The sequence below is a fragment of the Pseudomonas sp. Ag1 genome (genome assembly GCF_000278565.1).
In the GTDB taxonomy this organism is placed as follows: Bacteria; Pseudomonadota; Gammaproteobacteria; order Pseudomonadales; family Pseudomonadaceae; genus Aquipseudomonas.
On sequence record NZ_AKVH01000081.1, the window covers coordinates 48,420 to 63,532 of the forward strand.

Below are 15,113 nucleotides of genomic sequence, written 5' to 3' on the forward strand. Positions count from 1 at the left end.
AATCACGGTCTACCGAGGACGCCACACGAGGTCGATACTCGACTCCAACCTCAACACACCTTTTGGAGAACGACATGACCACACAAAACCTCAGCGGCAAAGTCGCCTTGATCCAGGGCGGTTCCCGCGGTATCGGCGCCGCCATCGTCAAGCGCCTGGCCGCACAGGGCGCTGCCGTCGCCTTTACCTACGTCAGTTCGGCTGCCAAGGCTGAAGAGTTGCAGAACAGCGTGATCAGCCAAGGCGGCAAAGCCCTGGCGATTCATGCCGACAGCGCCGACGCAGACGCCATCCGCAGCGCCGTCAACGCCACCGTCGAAGCGTTCGGGCGCCTGGATATCCTGGTCAACAACGCAGGCGTGCTGGCCGTCGGCCCGCTGGAAGATTTCAAGCTGGAAGACTTCGACCGCACCCTCGCCATCAACGTACGCAGCGTATTTGTCGCCACCCAGGAAGCCGCGCGGCACATGGGCGAAGGTGGCCGCATCATCAACATCGGCAGCACCAATGCCGATCGCATGCCGTTTGCCGGTGGCGGCCCGTACGCCATGAGCAAATCGGCGCTGGTCGGCCTGACCAAAGGCCTGGCCCGCGACCTGGGCCCACGGGGCATCACCATCAATAACGTGCAGCCAGGCCCGGTGGACACCGACATGAACCCGGCAAGCGGTGATTTCGCCGAAAGCCTGATCGGCTTCATGGCCGTGGGCCGTTATGGCCATGTAGAAGAGATCGCCAGTTTCGTCGCCTATCTGGCAGGCCCTGAGGCCGGCTACATCACCGGCGCCAGCCTGACCATCGACGGCGGTTTCGGCGCCTGAACCAACGCTGCGACATCACACCACGCTCCGACCTTGGTCGACACTGACTAACGCCAAGCATCATGCGAGACTGTTCGCCCGGGCCGGGAATGCCCGGGCGTTCTTATGTCTGGAGTTCTCATGACGCTGTCCAGCGGGCTGATCGCCGCCGTTGCCCTGGCCTATATGGCCATTATGTTTGCCATCGCCTTTTACGGTGACCGTCGCCATGCGCCGCTGCCGCCGCGGATGCGTGCCTGGGTGTACAGCCTGTCGCTGGCGGTGTATTGCACCAGTTGGACATTCTTTGGTGCTGTAGGCCAGGCAGCCGAACAGTTGTGGGCGTTTTTACCGATCTACCTGGGACCGGTGCTGCTGTTGGTGCTCGCGCCGTGGGTCCTGCAGAAGATGGTGCTGATCAGCAAGCAGGAAAACATCACCTCCATCGCCGACTTTATCGCCGCCCGTTACGGCAAATCCCAATCCCTGGCGGTGGTGGTGGCGCTGATCTGCCTGGTGGGCGTCCTGCCTTATATAGCCTTGCAACTCAAAGGCATCGTGCTGGGGGTGAACCTGCTGATCGGCGCCAGCGCCGACACTACCGGCACCCGCTCCCAGGACACGGCGCTGATCGTGTCGCTGGTATTGGCGTTGTTCACCATTGTGTTCGGTACCCGCAACCTCGACGCCACGGAACACCACCGCGGCATGGTGCTGGCGATTGCCTTTGAATCGTTGGTCAAGCTGTTCGCGTTTCTCGCCGTCGGTGCGTTTGTGACCTACGGCCTGTACGACGGTTTCGACGATTTGTTCAGCCAGGCGATGCTCGCGCCACGGCTGGAGGAATACTGGAAAGAGACCGTCAACTGGCCCTCGATGGTGGTGCAGACCGGCGTCGCGATGATGGCGATCATCTGCCTGCCCCGGCAGTTCCATGTCACCGTGGTGGAAAATATCGACCCCCAGGACCTGCGGCTGGCCAAGTGGGTGTTCCCGGCCTATCTGATCCTGGCCGCCCTGTTTGTGATCCCGATTGCCCTCGGCGGGAAGATGCTGCTGCCGGGTTCGGTATTGCCGGATTCCTACGTGATCAGCCTGCCGTTGGCCGAAGCCCATCCGGCGCTCGCCGTGCTGGCGTTTATCGGCGGCGCCTCGGCGGCTACGGGCATGGTGATCGTCGCGAGCATCGCCCTGTCGACCATGGTCTCCAACGACATGCTGCTGCCCTGGCTGCTGCGCCGTTCCAGTGCCGAGCGGCCGTTCGAAGTGTTCCGTCACTGGATGCTGTCGGTACGCCGGGTGAGCATTGTCATCATCCTGCTGCTGGCTTACGTCAGTTACCGGCTGCTGGGGTCCTCCGCCAGCCTTGCAACCATTGGCCAGATTGCGTTCGCCGCCGTGACCCAGCTGGCACCGGCGATGCTGGGTGCGCTGTACTGGAAACAGGCCAACCGGCGCGGCGTGTTTGCCGGATTGGCGGCGGGTACGTTCCTGTGGTTCTACACCTTGGTCCTGCCGGTCACCGCGAAAAGTCTGGGCTGGTCGTTCAGCCTTTTCCCGGGCATGACGTGGCTGCATTCGCACCCGCTGGGCTTGTCTGTAACTTCTCTGACGCTGGGCACCGTATTTTCCCTGGCGGGTAACTTCACGTTGTTCGTGTGGGTCTCGATGCTGTCCCGCACGCGGGTGTCGGAGCATTGGCAGGCCGGGCGTTTTATTGGCCAGGAAATCAGCCAGCGGGCCAGCGCCCGCTCAATGCTTTCGGTGCAGATCAATGATTTGCTCAGCCTCGCAGCGCGGTTTGTCGGTGAAGAACGGGCTCACCAGAGTTTTGTGCGCTTCGCCTATCGCCAAGGCAAAGGGTTTAACCCCAACCAGAACGCCGACAATGACTGGATTGCCCACACCGAACGCCTGTTGGCCGGCGTGCTCGGTGCATCGTCGACCCGGGCTGTGGTGAAAGCCGCCATTGAAGGCCGGGAAATGCAGTTGGAGGACGTAGTTCGCATCGCCGACGAAGCGTCGGAAGTACTGCAGTTCAACCGGGCACTGCTGCAAGGCGCCATCGAAAACATCACCCAGGGCATCAGCGTGGTCGACCAGTCCCTGCGGCTGGTGGCGTGGAACCGGCGGTACCTGGAGCTGTTCAATTACCCCGAGGGCCTGATCAGCGTGGGCCGGCCGATTGCCGACATCATTCGCTACAACGCCGAGCGCGGGCTGTGCGGCCCGGGCGAGGCCGAAGTGCACGTGGCGCGCCGCCTGCACTGGATGCGCCAGGGCCGTGCGCATACCTCCGAGCGGCTGTTTCCCAATGGCCGGGTGATCGAGCTGATCGGCAACCCGATGCCGGGTGGCGGGTTTGTGATGAGCTTCACCGACATCACCGCGTTCCGCGAAGCCGAGCAGGCGTTGACCGAGGCCAATGAAGGCCTGGAACAGCGGGTGACCGAGCGAACCCACGAACTGTCGCAACTCAACGTCGCGCTGACCGATGCCAAGGGCGTGGCCGAGACCGCCAGCCAGTCGAAAACCCGGTTCCTCGCAGCGGTCAGTCACGACTTGATGCAACCGTTGAACGCCGCAAGGCTGTTCTCTGCCGCCCTCTCCCACCAGAACGACGGCATGTCGCCGGATGCCCGGCAGTTGGTGCAGCATCTGGACAGCTCGTTGCGTTCGGCGGAAGACCTGATCAGCGACCTGCTGGATATTTCCCGCCTGGAAAACGGCAAGATCAATCCGCAGCGCCAGCCCTTCGTGCTCAATGAACTGTTCGATACGCTGGGCGCCGAGTTCAAGGCGCTGGCTCAGGAGCAGGGCTTGCGCTTCCGCCTGCGGGGCAGCCGTTTGCGGGTCGACAGCGACATCAAGTTGCTGCGGCGGGTGTTGCAGAATTTCCTCACCAACGCGTTCCGGTATGCCGACGGGCCGGTGCTATTGGGTGTGCGGCGCCGTCGCGGCGAGTTGTGCCTGGAAGTATGGGACCGTGGTCCCGGGATTCCCCAGGACAAGCAAAAAGTCATCTTCGAGGAATTCAAACGCCTGGACAGTCACCAGACCCGTGCCGAGAAAGGCCTGGGACTGGGCCTGGCGATTGCCGATGGCCTGTGCCGCGTGCTCGGGCACCGCTTGAGCGTGCGTTCATGGCCGGGCAAAGGCAGCGTGTTCAGCGTGCGTGTGCCGTTGGCGCGCACTCAGGTCAGCGCGCCTGCCAAGCCGGCGCAGGAAAGCGGCCAGCCGTTGAGCGGTGCACAGGTGCTGTGTGTGGATAACGAAGAAAGCATCCTGATCGGCATGCGCAGTTTGCTCACGCGCTGGGGCTGTGAAGTCTGGACCGCCCGCGACCAGGCGCAATGTGCCGCGTTGCTGGCCGAGGGTGTGCGGCCGCAACTGGCCCTGGTGGATTACCACCTCGACCACGGCGAGACCGGCACCGAGTTGATGGGCTGGCTGCGGGCACAACTGGCAGAGCCGATTCCGGGTGTGGTGATCAGTGCCGACGGGCGGCCGGAGATGGTGGCCCAGGTGCATGCGGCAGGGTTGGATTACCTGGCCAAGCCGGTGAAGCCGGCGGCGTTGCGGGCCTTGTTGAGCCGGCACCTGCCGCTTTAGCCCATGTGGGAGCTGGCTTGCCTGCGATGGCATCGCCTCGGTGTATCTGGAGGAACGAGGCGCCTGCATCGCAGGCAAGCCAGCTCCCACAGAGACCGGTGACTATTCTGGCAACTGCGCCACGCCGTCTTCATCGGTCATCGCCCGTTCCAGCAGGTCGGCCGGCAGGCTTTTGCTGGCGCGGGCGCCGAGCAGCTTCAGTTGCTCGGTACGGCTCACCAGGTTTCCGCGTCCGTCGGTCAGCTTGTTGCGCGCTGCGCTGTAGGCTTTGTCCAACTGCTGCAGGCGGTTGCCTACCTCGTCCAGGTCCTGGATAAACAGCACGAACTTGTCGTACAGCCAACCGGCGCGCTCGGCAATTTCCCGGGCGTTCTGGCTTTGCCGTTCCTGTTTCCACAGGCTGTCGATCACCCGCAAGGTGGCCAACAGCGTGGTCGGGCTGACGATCACGATGTTGCGGTCGAAGGCTTCCTGGAACAGGTTCGGCTCGGCTTGAAGCGCCGCCGAAAATGCGGCTTCAATGGGCACGAACAGCAGCACGAAATCCAGGCTGTGCAGGCCTTCCAGACGTTTGTAGTCCTTGCCGGCCAGGCCTTTGACGTGGTTGCGCAAGGACAGTACGTGCTGCTTGAGGGCTGCCTGGCCGATCGCCTGGTCGTCCTCGGCGACGTACTGTTGATAGGCGGTCAGGCTGACCTTGGAGTCCACCACTACCTGCTTGTCCCCCGGCAGCATGATCAACACGTCGGGCTGGAAGCGTTCGCCGTCCGGGCCTTTGAGGTTGACCTGGGTCTGGTACTCGCGGCCCTTTTCCAGACCGGCATGTTCCAGCACCCGCTCCAGGATCAACTCGCCCCAGTTGCCCTGGGTTTTCTGGCCCTTGAGGGCGCGGGTCAGGTTGGTGGCTTCATCGGACAGGCGCAGGTTCAGCTGTTGCAGGCGCTCCAGCTCCTTGGCCAGGGAAAACCGCTCGCGGGCTTCGCTCTGGTAGCTTTCTTCGACACGCTTTTCGAACGACTGGATGCGCTCCTTGAGCGGGTCGAGCAATTGGCCGAGGCGCTGTTGGCTGGTTTCGGCGAAGCGTTGCTCGCGCTCGTCGAAGATCTTCCCGGCGAGTTCAGCGAACTGCGCGCGCAGCTCATCACGGGAACCTTGCAGGTCACTGAGGCGTTGCTGATGGCTTTCCTGTTGCTCGCGCAATTCGGCGCGCAGGGACGCGGACAAGGCATCCAGGCGGCGTAGTTCGGTTTCCTTGGCGGAACGGTCGAGGTTCCAGGCGTGGGCGGCGTCGCGGGCGTTGTCACGGTCGATCTGCAGCAGTTCGACTTCCCGGCGCACGGCGGCCAGATCAGCCTGTTTGGCAGCGTTGGCCTGGCTCAGGTCGCTGATTTCGTCACGGCTGGCGTCCAACTGCGCGGCGAGCCCTTCCTGGGCCAGTTGTGCGGTGGCCAGGCGCTCTTCGAGCAATTCCCAGCCGGCCATTCGCGCGCTCAGTCGGCGCTGAATCTGCCAGCACAGCCCCAACAGCGGCAACCCAGCAGCGGCGAGACCCAGCACAACACTGGTCCAGTCAAAAGCCATAGCGATTCCTGCCGTCACCCGAAAAGAAGAAGGTTAACCAAGCCAGCGCATTGAGGACAGCTCAGTCTTCGATCTGGCCCAGTTCACGCTGGGCGATGCGGTCACCGGCGCGGGCGGCCTGGCGCAGCAGTTCGTGGCCGATACGGCGGTCGCGGGCATTGCCGCACTCGCGGCACATCAACTGGCCCAGACGGCTTTGCGCCACCACCACGCCAGCACGAGCCGGTTGCTTGAGCAAATGCCCTGCAAAATGTTTGACGTTGGGGCTGTGGCCCAGGCGCGGGCTGTCGAGCAACCACAAGGCAACCTTCAGGGAAAAACGCTTGGGTGCGGTAACAACCTGAGGGCTGTCGGTAACAGAAGGTGATACTGAGCGAAACTTCATAAAGCACTGTGGGACAGAACGGAAGGCGCGCCACTCTACTCTTTTTTTCGTACAGGTAAAGCTGAAAAAAGCCTGCACGCCCGTTCTAGAGCAAGCGCTTGGGACAATCCACAGAAGCTGTGGATAACTCAGTGGACAACCGTTCTGTAAGTCCCGCAAAGGCCCATGGAACGGGGGCCGCAGTCAAACTGACGATTTTTTCACCAATAAAAAAAAGCTCGATTTTTCATTGACTTAAATTTTAGTTGCAGGCACCCGGGCGCTTTGCGGGGCGTATGTCAGTTCAGTTACACAGGGCGCCACCAATGTGCACAACTACCCACTTGCCGGTTATATCGACCGCGTTTTTTGCTCAGGCAGCGGCTGAGGAATGTTACCGCCGCACCAGAACCCGAAAAGTTTTTTGCCTATCACACTTCCTTTCATCGTTTCAATCCGTTACTATCCGCAGCGTTAGTACCAAGCTGAAAGTCAATTCTGGTCGAACAACTCCCTCACGGCACCGCCGACAAAAAGGGATCGACCACCTCGATGGTTTCCAGGTATCACTTGCGACGACACGGCCTTTGAACAATGCAAAGGGTGTCGCGAAGTTTCCATACTCTGAAAGAACCAACCTGCAAATTGATCAGGATCTTCACCCCGGGCCCAGAACCTTTGCCCCTGTTGTGTTGCCTGCCCTCCTAAGTACCTACCTGCCAGCCCAAGCGCGCCAACTTAATAGCGCTTCAAACTGGCTGCTTTGTTCCAGTCGGGTTCTTCGTTCGATCAATGGTGATCAACGTCACTGGAACGTTTTAACGTTGCACGGTTCTTAACCGTGTCATTTGTAGGAACACCAATAATATGTCCACTCAAATCCACACTCAGGATGCCATTCGCACCCTCACCAACGCTTTTGCACCAATGAACTGCCTGATCATGGCCGCTCGCAAAGGCTGCTTCAGCTTTACCCTGGTCAACGAACACGGCATCGCTCGTCACAGCGAACGCCTGTACCCCGATCAATACTCCAGCGCAGAACCGCTGCAGGCCGTGATCGATCGTACTCGCCAGGCACTGGTTGCCTGATCGACCCGAATCGCTGAAACACAAAAACCCCGGTTAAAACCCGGGGTTTTTTATTGCCTGAAATTCAGGCGCGCTAAGTTTAAATTGATATAAACGATATAACTAAATGATGAAAATATTTTAAAAACAGTCCTTTACATCGTAAATATGACACTACACTTCAACTCAAGCGGCATGATCCGCTTCCGGCGGACCTGAGATCCGATTCACCGCTGCCAAGCCCTCGCTCAGGTATCGCCGATTAATTTCATGGATTGAGGCATTTATGGGCATCGCCGCCAGCGAATTGTGTCGTTATGTGATCCGGCCCACCCTGCTTTACCTGGGTCGCCATAACCAGACGGCTGAATCCCTGCTGCTGGGCATCGCCGCCAGCCAGTCGGCGCTCGGCTCAGCCCTGCACGACCGCCGCGGCCATGGCCTCTACAGCATCACCGAGCCGCGCCATCGCGCGCTGTGGGATAACTACCTGGCGCTGGACCCCGAGCGCGCCAGCCTGGTACGCGGACTCGCCAGCCAGCATGCCTTCCTCAGCGGGCCGCAGGTTGAGCTGACGGTCAACCTGCGCTACGCCACCGCCATCGCCTGGCTGCTGGTGGAACAACACCGCCCAAACCTGCCACCGGCCGACGACGTATTGGCGATGGCGCGTATCTGGAAAGAAATATTTCACCCTCAAGGCCGGCTCCGGGATTTCACCCAGGCCTGGCAAACCTGTGTTTCACCCATGAATCACGTCGCCTGTTGACCGGGCGATTTGCAAGATTCGGCTAAAAACGTTGATTTTGGTCGGATTGTCCTACAAAACCGCTCTATCTCCTGTGTTTGAGCCTATAGCGCAAACATAAATTTATTGTTACTTTCCGCAGCGGTGATCACCACGGAGTTCTAATAATGAAAAAAGTAATGCTCAAGACGACACTTAGCCTCGCCGTTGCAATGGCATCCTCCCACGTGTTCGCGAGCGGCTTCGCCCTCAACGAACAAGACGTTGCCGGGATGGGTACCGGTTTTGCGGGACGTTCTTCATCTGCCGATAACGCAAGCACTGTTTATGGCAACCCTGCCGGTATGGCTCGCCTTGAAGGCCAGCAAATCACGGGTGGTGTTGCAGCCATCGATGCCTCGACCGACATCAAAGATGCCGGCGGCCGTTCCAGGGGCACCAACAAAGGCGACATGGTGCCCTTCACCGGCGTACCGTTCGGCTTCTACACCAACAAACTCAACGATCAGTGGGCTGTCGGCTTTGGTGTTTACGCACCGTTCGGCCTGGTGACTGATTATGAACGCGGCTTCCAGGGCAGCGGGTTCGGCAGCTACAGCAAAGTATCTGTAATCACTCTGCAGCCAACGGTCAGCTACGCATTCAACGACCGGGTTTCCATCGGTTTCGGTCCTACCATCAACCGGATCTCCGGCAAGCTGGAGTCCGAACTGACCCTGAACCCTGCCGTGCCTTCGACCAACGTCACGATCAAGGGCGACGATACCGCCATTGGTTTCAACGTCGGCGTACTGGTACAGGCCACCGATACCACGCGCGTCGGCCTGACCTACCACTCCAAGGTCAGCTACAAGCTTGACGGCCACACCGAGGTGACAGCGCCTGCCCCGACTGCCGGTGCCATTGGCAGTGGCCGCTACGACGCCTCGCTGAGCATCGACACGCCAGAGTCTTACGACCTGTCGGTAACCCAGGACCTGACTGACGCCTGGAAACTCTATGGCGGTGCTACCTGGACCCGCTGGAGCCGCCTGAAAGACATCACTGTCAAGAACCAGGGTGTAACGGGCGCCAACGGCTTCCTCGCACCGTCGGTCATCGGCACTATCACTGAACCTCAGAACTGGCACGACACCTGGGCCTACGCCCTTGGTACTTCGTACCAGGTCACCAAGCAAGTGGTACTGCGTACCGGCCTGACTTTCGACCAGTCGCCAACCAACAACACTGACCGTTCCCCACGTATTCCTACTGGCGACCGGACCATCTTCAGTGTGGGCCTGGGTTATGCCGTGATGGATAACATGACTGTTGACCTGGCTTATTCCTACCTGAAGGAAGAGCCGGTAAAAGTTAACAAGTCCAACGCACTGGGTTCCTACAGCGCCAAGTACGAAAACAGCGCCAACGGTTTCGGCCTGGGCGTGACGTACAAGTTCTGATGTAAAGCGGCACAAAAAAGCCCCGCACTCTTGCAAAAGAGGCGGGGCTTTTTAGTGGGCGGTGATCAGGGTTTGGAGGCCAACGCGTCTTCCACCGCCTTGACCAGGTCCGGGCTATCCGGCTTGGTCAGGCTGGAGAAGTTGGCGATCACCTTGCCCTGGCGGTCCACCACGTACTTGTAGAAATTCCACTTCGGCGCACTGCTCTGCTGCGCCAGGATCTTGAACAGATGCACCGCGTCCGGGCCCTTGACCTTCTGTGGTTCGGTCATGGTGAAGGTCACGCCGTAATTAACGTAACAAACCTTGGCAGTTTCCTCCCCGGTCTTGGCTTCCTGCTTGAAGTCATCGGACGGCACGCCAATCACTTCCAGCCCCTGGCCCTTGTAGCGCTGGTACAACGCTTCAAGCCCTTTGAACTGCGGCGCAAACCCGCAGAAGCTGGCGGTGTTGACGATCAGCAGCGGCTTGCCGGCAAAGCGCTGGCACAGGTCGATGGATTCCTTGGCGCGCAGCTTGGGCAACTGGCCTTCAAGCAACGGCGGGCAATCGGCAGCCATGGCGACACCGCCAAAAGCCACCATCAGAGCGGGTACTGCGAACCAGCGCATCTGCATGTGAGGTGTCCTTGAAAAGTCTCAGACACAGAACTTAACAGATCGCCATGCCCAACTGCATCAATGCCAGGCCGCCCTGTTGCCAGCCCCACCACGCCAGCAGCAGCAAGAGTCCTGCTCCTGCTGCGCCGAGCCAATGCCAGGTCGAATTCATGCCACCCCCATTTGCGCCTGCAAACGTGCCACCGGGCGCTCGCGCACCGGCCAGTTCAGCGCCGCTGCCACCAGGCTCAGGACGATTGCCACCTGCCAGATCAAATCGTAGCTGCCGGTTCGATCATAGACCACCCCGCCCAACCAGCCGCCGAGGAACGAGCCCAGTTGATGGAACAGGAACACGATCCCACCGAGCATGGAAAGGTTTCTGACACCAAACAAGGTCGCGACCGTGCCGTTGGTCAGTGGCACCGTGGACAGCCACAGGAAGCCCATCGCCATGCCGAACAGGTAGGCGCTGGTCTGCGTCACCGGCGCCCACAGGAAGATCACGATCACCACCGCCCGCAGCAAGTACAAACCGGTCAACAAACGGGGTTTGGACATGCGCCCGCCGAGCCATCCGGCGGTATAGGTGCCAAAGATATTAAACAGGCCGATCAATGCCAGCACGGTCGTCCCCACCGAGGCCGGCAAGTGCTGGTCCACCAGGTACGATGGCAAGTGCACGCCGATAAACACCACCTGGAAACCGCAGACAAAAAAGCCGAACGCCAGCAGCCAGAACCCTGAATGGGAGCAGGCCTCACCCAAGGCTTCGCGCAAGGTCTGCTGGCCAGCCACCGCAGGCAACGGTCGGTCCTTGAGCATGGTCACCAACGGCACGATCAGCGCCACCATCAGGCCCAGCACCAGCAACGCGGCGGACCAGCCAAGCCAGCCGATCAAACCGAGGGTGCCCGGCAACATGGCGAACTGGCCGAACGAGCCGGCGGCGCTGGCGATACCCATGGCCATGCTGCGTTTTTCCGGCGCCACGGCACGCCCCACCACCCCGAGGATCACCGAGAACGAAGTACCCGACAGGCCAATGCCGATCAGCAACCCGGCACTCAGGGACAGCGACCACGCTGAATCCGAAAGGCCCATGAACACCAGGCCCAGCGCGTAGAGCACGCCACCGATCATCACCACCTTGGCCGCACCGAAGCGGTCGGCCAGGGCGCCGGTAAATGGCTGTGCCAGGCCCCAGATCAGGTTTTGCAGGGCGATGGCAAAGGCAAAGGTTTCACGGCCCCAGCCGAATTCGGCACTCATGGGCGCCAGGAACAGGCCGAAGCCATGTCGCACGCCGAGGGACAACGCGAGGATCAGCGCACTCCCCACAAGAATCCAGCCGCTGGTGCGCCACATCGAGGTCATTTCTTATTCTCCGTTCGCGGGTATATACCCGCTTATCATCGAACAAACTCGCGTCAAGCGAGTTCATCCAGCAAGGCCAACAGGGTTTCGCGCTTTTCGGCGCCCAACTTATCAATCAATTTCTGCTGCGCCGCTTCCCAGGCCGGCAATGCGGCGGCGAGCCGTTCGATACCCGCCTCGGTCAGCAAGACCAGGCGGTTGCGCAAGTCATCGCCCTCCACCAACTGCACCAGGCCCTCGCCTTCCAGCACCCGCAGGTTGCGCCCCAGTGTGCTGCGATCCAGGCCCATGGCGTCGGCCAGGCTGGAAATGCTCGGTTGATCGAGGCGCTGCAGATTACACAGCAAAGAATACTGGGCAACGTTGATCCCGAAGCCGTCGAGAGCGCCGTCGTAATGCCTGCTGACGCCACGAGCGGCGCGACGCAGGTTTGTGCATAAACATTGGGAGGCAAGCATGGAGCGTGTATATACCCGGGATTAATGAAATGCAAGAAAGTGTTACAGCACCAGACTGATCAACACCGCCACTTCCAGCAGCTCCAACAGCGCGCCGGCGGTGTCGCCGGTGGTGCCGCCGAGGCGATTGACCATCAATTGGCGCAAGCCGATAAAACAAAGGGCAGCCACCAGCACGGCAATCCCGCCACTCAAACCGCCGATCAAGATACACGCCAGACCACTGAGGATCAGCACCTGTTGGCCGACGATCCGTGGCAAATGATCCGCCAGGGCCTGCCCCAGACCACCGGCGCGCACATAGCGCGTGGTGAGAAACAGCGCCAGCATCGAAGCGCGGCCAATCAACGGTGCGAGGATCAGCGCGGCGCCGTTGTGCTGCTCGATCAATGCCACCAGCGCGGTGAATTTGAGCAGCAACACCAGGCCCAGGGTGACCACCGCGATCGGGCCGCTGCGCGGGTCTTTCATGATGGTCAGGGTGCGCTCGCGGTCACCGAAGCCACCGAGCCAGGCGTCGGCGCTGTCGGCCAGGCCGTCCAGGTGCAGGCCGCCACTGAGCAACACCCACGCGGTCAACAGCAGCGCGGCGTGCAGCAGCAATGGCGCGCCCATCAACACGGCGTTCAAGCCCCACAGCAGTAGCCCGAACAGCAGCCCCACCACCGGATAAAACAGCAACGAACGCCCCAGTTCCTGGGGTTGCGGCATGCCCGGCAAGCGAATCGGCAGGCTGCTGAGAAACTGCAAGGCGATCCAGAACGGCAACATGCTCAGCGTCCTTCCCTTAATACGCCATCCGCCTCGACCTGCAGGCTGAACAGGCCACCATGGCCGACTTCGACATTCAACAGTTGCTCACGCGGCAGACCACGCGCCTGGGCCAGCAGCAAACGCATGACTCCACCATGGCTGATCAGCAGCACTCGCTGGCCGGCATAGGCTTGATGCAAGCGGCCGACAGCCCCCAAAACACGCGCGGAAAACTGTGAAACCGGCTCGCCCTGCGGCGGCGTGAAACTGTAGGGATCAGCCCAGAACAGGCCCAGCGCGTCGGCGTCGGTTTCCATCAAGGCTGCAGCGCTCTGCCCTTCCCAGGCGCCGAAGTGCAGTTCCTGCAGATCCTTTTCGAGGGTGACCGGCAGGTTCAGGCGCGTGCCCAACTCCTCGGCAAACCGCGCACAACGTTGCAGCGGCGAACTGACCAGACGCTCCCATGGGCCCTGCGCCACCACCGCCTCACGCATCTGCTCCCAGCCCTTGGCCGTGAGCGCATCGTCCAGGCTGCCGCGCAAGCCGCCGCCCAGTTCGGTTTCGCCGTGGCGCAGCAGGTCCAGGCGCAAAGTCATGCCGGGCGATCCGCTACGGCTGCTTCGGCGAAGGTCGCCATCTGCCCGTGCAGCGCGCAGGCCAGGCGCAGCAACGGCACAGCGAGCGCGGCGCCACTGCCTTCACCCAGGCGCAGCCCGAGTTCCAGCAAAGGCTCGGCGTTGAGGCTTTGCAGCACGTGACGATGGCCGGGCTCGGCACCGCGGTGGCCGAACAGCAGCCATTCACGACAGCCGGGGTTCAGGCGCGTCGCGACCAAGGCGGCGACGGTGCAGATAAAACCGTCCACCAGCACCACGACACCTTCTTGGGCACAGGCCAGATAGGCACCGACCAGTGCGGCAATCTCAAAGCCGCCGAGGTTGAACAGGGTTTTCAGTGCGTCGTCGCGGTCGCTGGCGTGCAGCGCAAGGGCGCGCTCGATGACGGCGACCTTATGGCTGACACCCTGGGCGTTCAGGCCGGTGCCGGGGCCGGTCAAGTCACTGACCTGGCAATCCAGCAGCGCGCAGGCCAGGGCACTGGCGGCGGTGGTGTTGCCAATGCCCATTTCGCCGCCGATAAACAGTTGCGCACCGCTGGTGATAGCGCGGTGCACGCTGTCGCGGCCGGCTTGCAGGGCCAGTTGGCCCTGGGCTTCGGTCATTGCCGGGCCGTTGACGAAGTTGGCGGTGCCGAGACCGATATTCAGGTGGCGGACGCCCGGCAGGTTCAACGTCGGGGTGATGGTGCCGAGGTCGACCACTTCCAGCTTGGCGTCGAGTTGGCGCGCAAGCACGCTGATGGCGGCGCCACCGGTGACGAAGTTGTGAAGCATCTGGCCAGTGACTTCCTGGGGGAAGGCGGAGACACCTTCGGCGACGACGCCGTGGTCGCCGGCAAAGATCGCGATCCACAGGTGGTCGACGCTGGGTTTGACCTGGCCCTGGAGGCCGGCCAGTTGGACGGCCACGGCTTCCAACTGGCCGAGGGAGCCGGCGGGTTTGGTCAGTTGCTGCTGACGGGCCAGGGCTTGTTCGTGGGCTTGGGGGTCGATCGCCTTGCAGGGGTTGAGCCACCAGGTGTCGGTCATTACGCAGTACCTTTCAAAGTCAGGGGCAGGCCGGCGACGGTCAGGACAACGCGCTGACAACGTTCGGCCAAGGCTTGATGCAGCCAACCGGCTTCATCGACATAGCGGCGAGTCAATTCGCCCAGCGGCACGACACCCATTCCGGTCTCGTTGCTGACAAAAATGATTTCTCCCGGGAGGGTGGCCAGGGTTTGTAGCAGGGCCTCGCGCTCGTGGTTGAGACGGTCGGGGTCTTCGAGCATCAGCAGGTTGGTGAGCCATAGGGTCAGGCAGTCGACCAGCAGGCAATGGTTCGGGGTGGCGTTTTCCTTTAGGACACGGGCCAGTTCGACGGGCTCTTCGATCAGGCCCCATTCGGATGGGCGGCGTTCGCGGTGGTGGGCGACGCGTGCGGTCATTTCGCCGTCCAGGGGTTGGCTGGTCGCTATGTAGGTGACGCTTAGGCCGCTGTCGGTGGCGAGTTTTTCAGCCAGGCGGCTTTTGCCGGAGCGGGCGCCGCCGAGGATCAACTGGAGCATGGGTTGTGCCTCTGTTTTTGACTGTGTGTATATCCGTTATTTCGGTAACGGCATCTATTGGTTCCGCTCTTACAGCGGCTCACTTTTGAAAAGCGCAAAAGTAAGCAAAACGCTCTTGCCCCACCACTCGGCACCTCGCYTA

14 protein-coding genes are annotated in these 15,113 nt (G+C 61.3%); 5 read left to right on the forward strand and 9 right to left on the reverse strand.

Annotated features, from left to right (window positions below; translation table 11 throughout):
• The first annotated feature begins 74 nt into the window (after positions 1-74).
• Positions 75-821: a 3-oxoacyl-ACP reductase family protein gene (locus A462_RS24620; RefSeq protein WP_008432692.1), complete on the forward strand. Its 747-nt coding sequence runs from the start codon at positions 75-77 to the stop codon at positions 819-821.
• Positions 822-941: 120 nt separating this feature from the next.
• The gene (locus tag A462_RS24615; protein WP_003214948.1) at positions 942-4,412 is read left to right on the forward strand and encodes a hybrid sensor histidine kinase/response regulator; all 3,471 of its coding nucleotides are present in this window, start codon (positions 942-944) and stop codon (positions 4,410-4,412) included.
• A gap of 102 nt (positions 4,413-4,514) precedes the next feature.
• Here the strand turns inward: A462_RS24615 and rmuC are convergent, their stop codons facing one another.
• Positions 4,515-5,879, reverse strand: coding sequence for a DNA recombination protein RmuC (rmuC, locus tag A462_RS24610; protein ID WP_173406092.1), 1,365 nt, complete (start codon positions 5,877-5,879; stop codon positions 4,515-4,517).
• Between the two features lie 175 nt (positions 5,880-6,054).
• The gene (locus A462_RS0132340; protein WP_023659092.1) at positions 6,055-6,378 is read right to left on the reverse strand and encodes a sel1 repeat family protein; all 324 of its coding nucleotides are present in this window, start codon (positions 6,376-6,378) and stop codon (positions 6,055-6,057) included.
• A gap of 846 nt (positions 6,379-7,224) precedes the next feature.
• Between A462_RS0132340 and A462_RS24605 the strand changes: the two genes are divergently transcribed.
• The 3 genes from A462_RS24605 (at position 7,225) to A462_RS24595 (ending at position 9,618) form a co-directional block, all read left to right on the forward strand.
• Positions 7,225-7,449, forward strand: a complete 225-nt coding sequence (locus A462_RS24605; protein WP_003214941.1) for a hypothetical protein — start codon at positions 7,225-7,227, stop codon at positions 7,447-7,449.
• A 265-nt stretch (positions 7,450-7,714) separates the two neighbouring features.
• The gene (locus tag A462_RS24600; protein WP_003214935.1) at positions 7,715-8,197 is read left to right on the forward strand and encodes a hypothetical protein; all 483 of its coding nucleotides are present in this window, start codon (positions 7,715-7,717) and stop codon (positions 8,195-8,197) included.
• A gap of 146 nt (positions 8,198-8,343) precedes the next feature.
• Complete coding sequence (locus A462_RS24595; RefSeq protein ID WP_026078188.1) at positions 8,344-9,618, forward strand: OmpP1/FadL family transporter; 1,275 nt, start codon at positions 8,344-8,346, stop codon at positions 9,616-9,618.
• 65 nt (positions 9,619-9,683) lie between these two features.
• Here the strand turns inward: A462_RS24595 and A462_RS24590 are convergent, their stop codons facing one another.
• From A462_RS24590 to cobU, 7 genes are all read right to left on the reverse strand, one after another.
• Positions 9,684-10,235 carry a glutathione peroxidase gene (locus tag A462_RS24590; protein WP_008432697.1) on the reverse strand — a complete coding sequence of 184 codons (552 nt, stop codon included), beginning with the start codon at positions 10,233-10,235 and terminating at the stop codon, positions 9,684-9,686.
• Positions 10,236-10,385: 150 nt separating this feature from the next.
• Positions 10,386-11,585 (reverse strand): MFS transporter, encoded by a 1,200-nt coding sequence (locus tag A462_RS24585; protein ID WP_161635735.1) that lies wholly within the window; start codon positions 11,583-11,585, stop codon positions 10,386-10,388.
• Positions 11,586-11,647: 62 nt separating this feature from the next.
• The gene (locus A462_RS24580; protein WP_003214925.1) at positions 11,648-12,052 is read right to left on the reverse strand and encodes a MarR family winged helix-turn-helix transcriptional regulator; all 405 of its coding nucleotides are present in this window, start codon (positions 12,050-12,052) and stop codon (positions 11,648-11,650) included.
• 42 nt (positions 12,053-12,094) lie between these two features.
• Entirely contained in the window at positions 12,095-12,823 is a 729-nt protein-coding gene (locus A462_RS24575; RefSeq protein ID WP_008432700.1) for an adenosylcobinamide-GDP ribazoletransferase, read from the reverse strand.
• A gap of 2 nt (positions 12,824-12,825) precedes the next feature.
• Positions 12,826-13,401, reverse strand: coding sequence for an alpha-ribazole phosphatase family protein (cobC, locus tag A462_RS24570; RefSeq protein ID WP_003214921.1), 576 nt, complete (start codon positions 13,399-13,401; stop codon positions 12,826-12,828).
• On the reverse strand, positions 13,398-14,453 hold the full coding sequence (gene cobT / locus A462_RS24565) for a nicotinate-nucleotide--dimethylbenzimidazole phosphoribosyltransferase (RefSeq protein WP_008432703.1): 1,056 nt from the start codon (positions 14,451-14,453) through the stop codon (positions 13,398-13,400). Before cobT ends, cobC begins: the two co-directional genes overlap by 4 nt.
• Positions 14,453-14,971, reverse strand: a complete 519-nt coding sequence (gene cobU, locus A462_RS24560; protein WP_008432714.1) for a bifunctional adenosylcobinamide kinase/adenosylcobinamide-phosphate guanylyltransferase — start codon at positions 14,969-14,971, stop codon at positions 14,453-14,455. Before cobU ends, cobT begins: the two co-directional genes overlap by 1 nt.
• Between the last annotated feature and the right edge of the window lie 142 nt (positions 14,972-15,113).

What these genes read in the sequence shown, in the direction of transcription:
- A462_RS24620 (WP_008432692.1), top strand. Translation starts at nt 75, where the DNA reads ATGACCACACAAAACCTCAGCGGCAAAGTCGCCTTGATCCAGGGCGGT.
- A462_RS24615 (WP_003214948.1), top strand. Translation starts at nt 942, where the DNA reads ATGACGCTGTCCAGCGGGCTGATCGCCGCCGTTGCCCTGGCCTATATG.
- A462_RS0132340 (WP_023659092.1), bottom strand. Translation starts at nt 6,378, where the DNA reads ATGAAGTTTCGCTCAGTATCACCTTCTGTTACCGACAGCCCTCAGGTT.
- A462_RS24605 (WP_003214941.1), top strand. Translation starts at nt 7,225, where the DNA reads ATGTCCACTCAAATCCACACTCAGGATGCCATTCGCACCCTCACCAAC.
- A462_RS24600 (WP_003214935.1), top strand. Translation starts at nt 7,715, where the DNA reads ATGGGCATCGCCGCCAGCGAATTGTGTCGTTATGTGATCCGGCCCACC.
- A462_RS24595 (WP_026078188.1), top strand. Translation starts at nt 8,344, where the DNA reads ATGAAAAAAGTAATGCTCAAGACGACACTTAGCCTCGCCGTTGCAATG.
- A462_RS24590 (WP_008432697.1), bottom strand. Translation starts at nt 10,235, where the DNA reads ATGCAGATGCGCTGGTTCGCAGTACCCGCTCTGATGGTGGCTTTTGGC.
- A462_RS24585 (WP_161635735.1), bottom strand. Translation starts at nt 11,585, where the DNA reads ATGTGGCGCACCAGCGGCTGGATTCTTGTGGGGAGTGCGCTGATCCTC.
- A462_RS24580 (WP_003214925.1), bottom strand. Translation starts at nt 12,052, where the DNA reads ATGCTTGCCTCCCAATGTTTATGCACAAACCTGCGTCGCGCCGCTCGT.
- A462_RS24575 (WP_008432700.1), bottom strand. Translation starts at nt 12,823, where the DNA reads ATGTTGCCGTTCTGGATCGCCTTGCAGTTTCTCAGCAGCCTGCCGATT.
- cobC (WP_003214921.1), bottom strand. Translation starts at nt 13,401, where the DNA reads ATGACTTTGCGCCTGGACCTGCTGCGCCACGGCGAAACCGAACTGGGC.
- cobT (WP_008432703.1), bottom strand. Translation starts at nt 14,453, where the DNA reads ATGACCGACACCTGGTGGCTCAACCCCTGCAAGGCGATCGACCCCCAA.
- cobU (WP_008432714.1), bottom strand. Translation starts at nt 14,971, where the DNA reads ATGCTCCAGTTGATCCTCGGCGGCGCCCGCTCCGGCAAAAGCCGCCTG.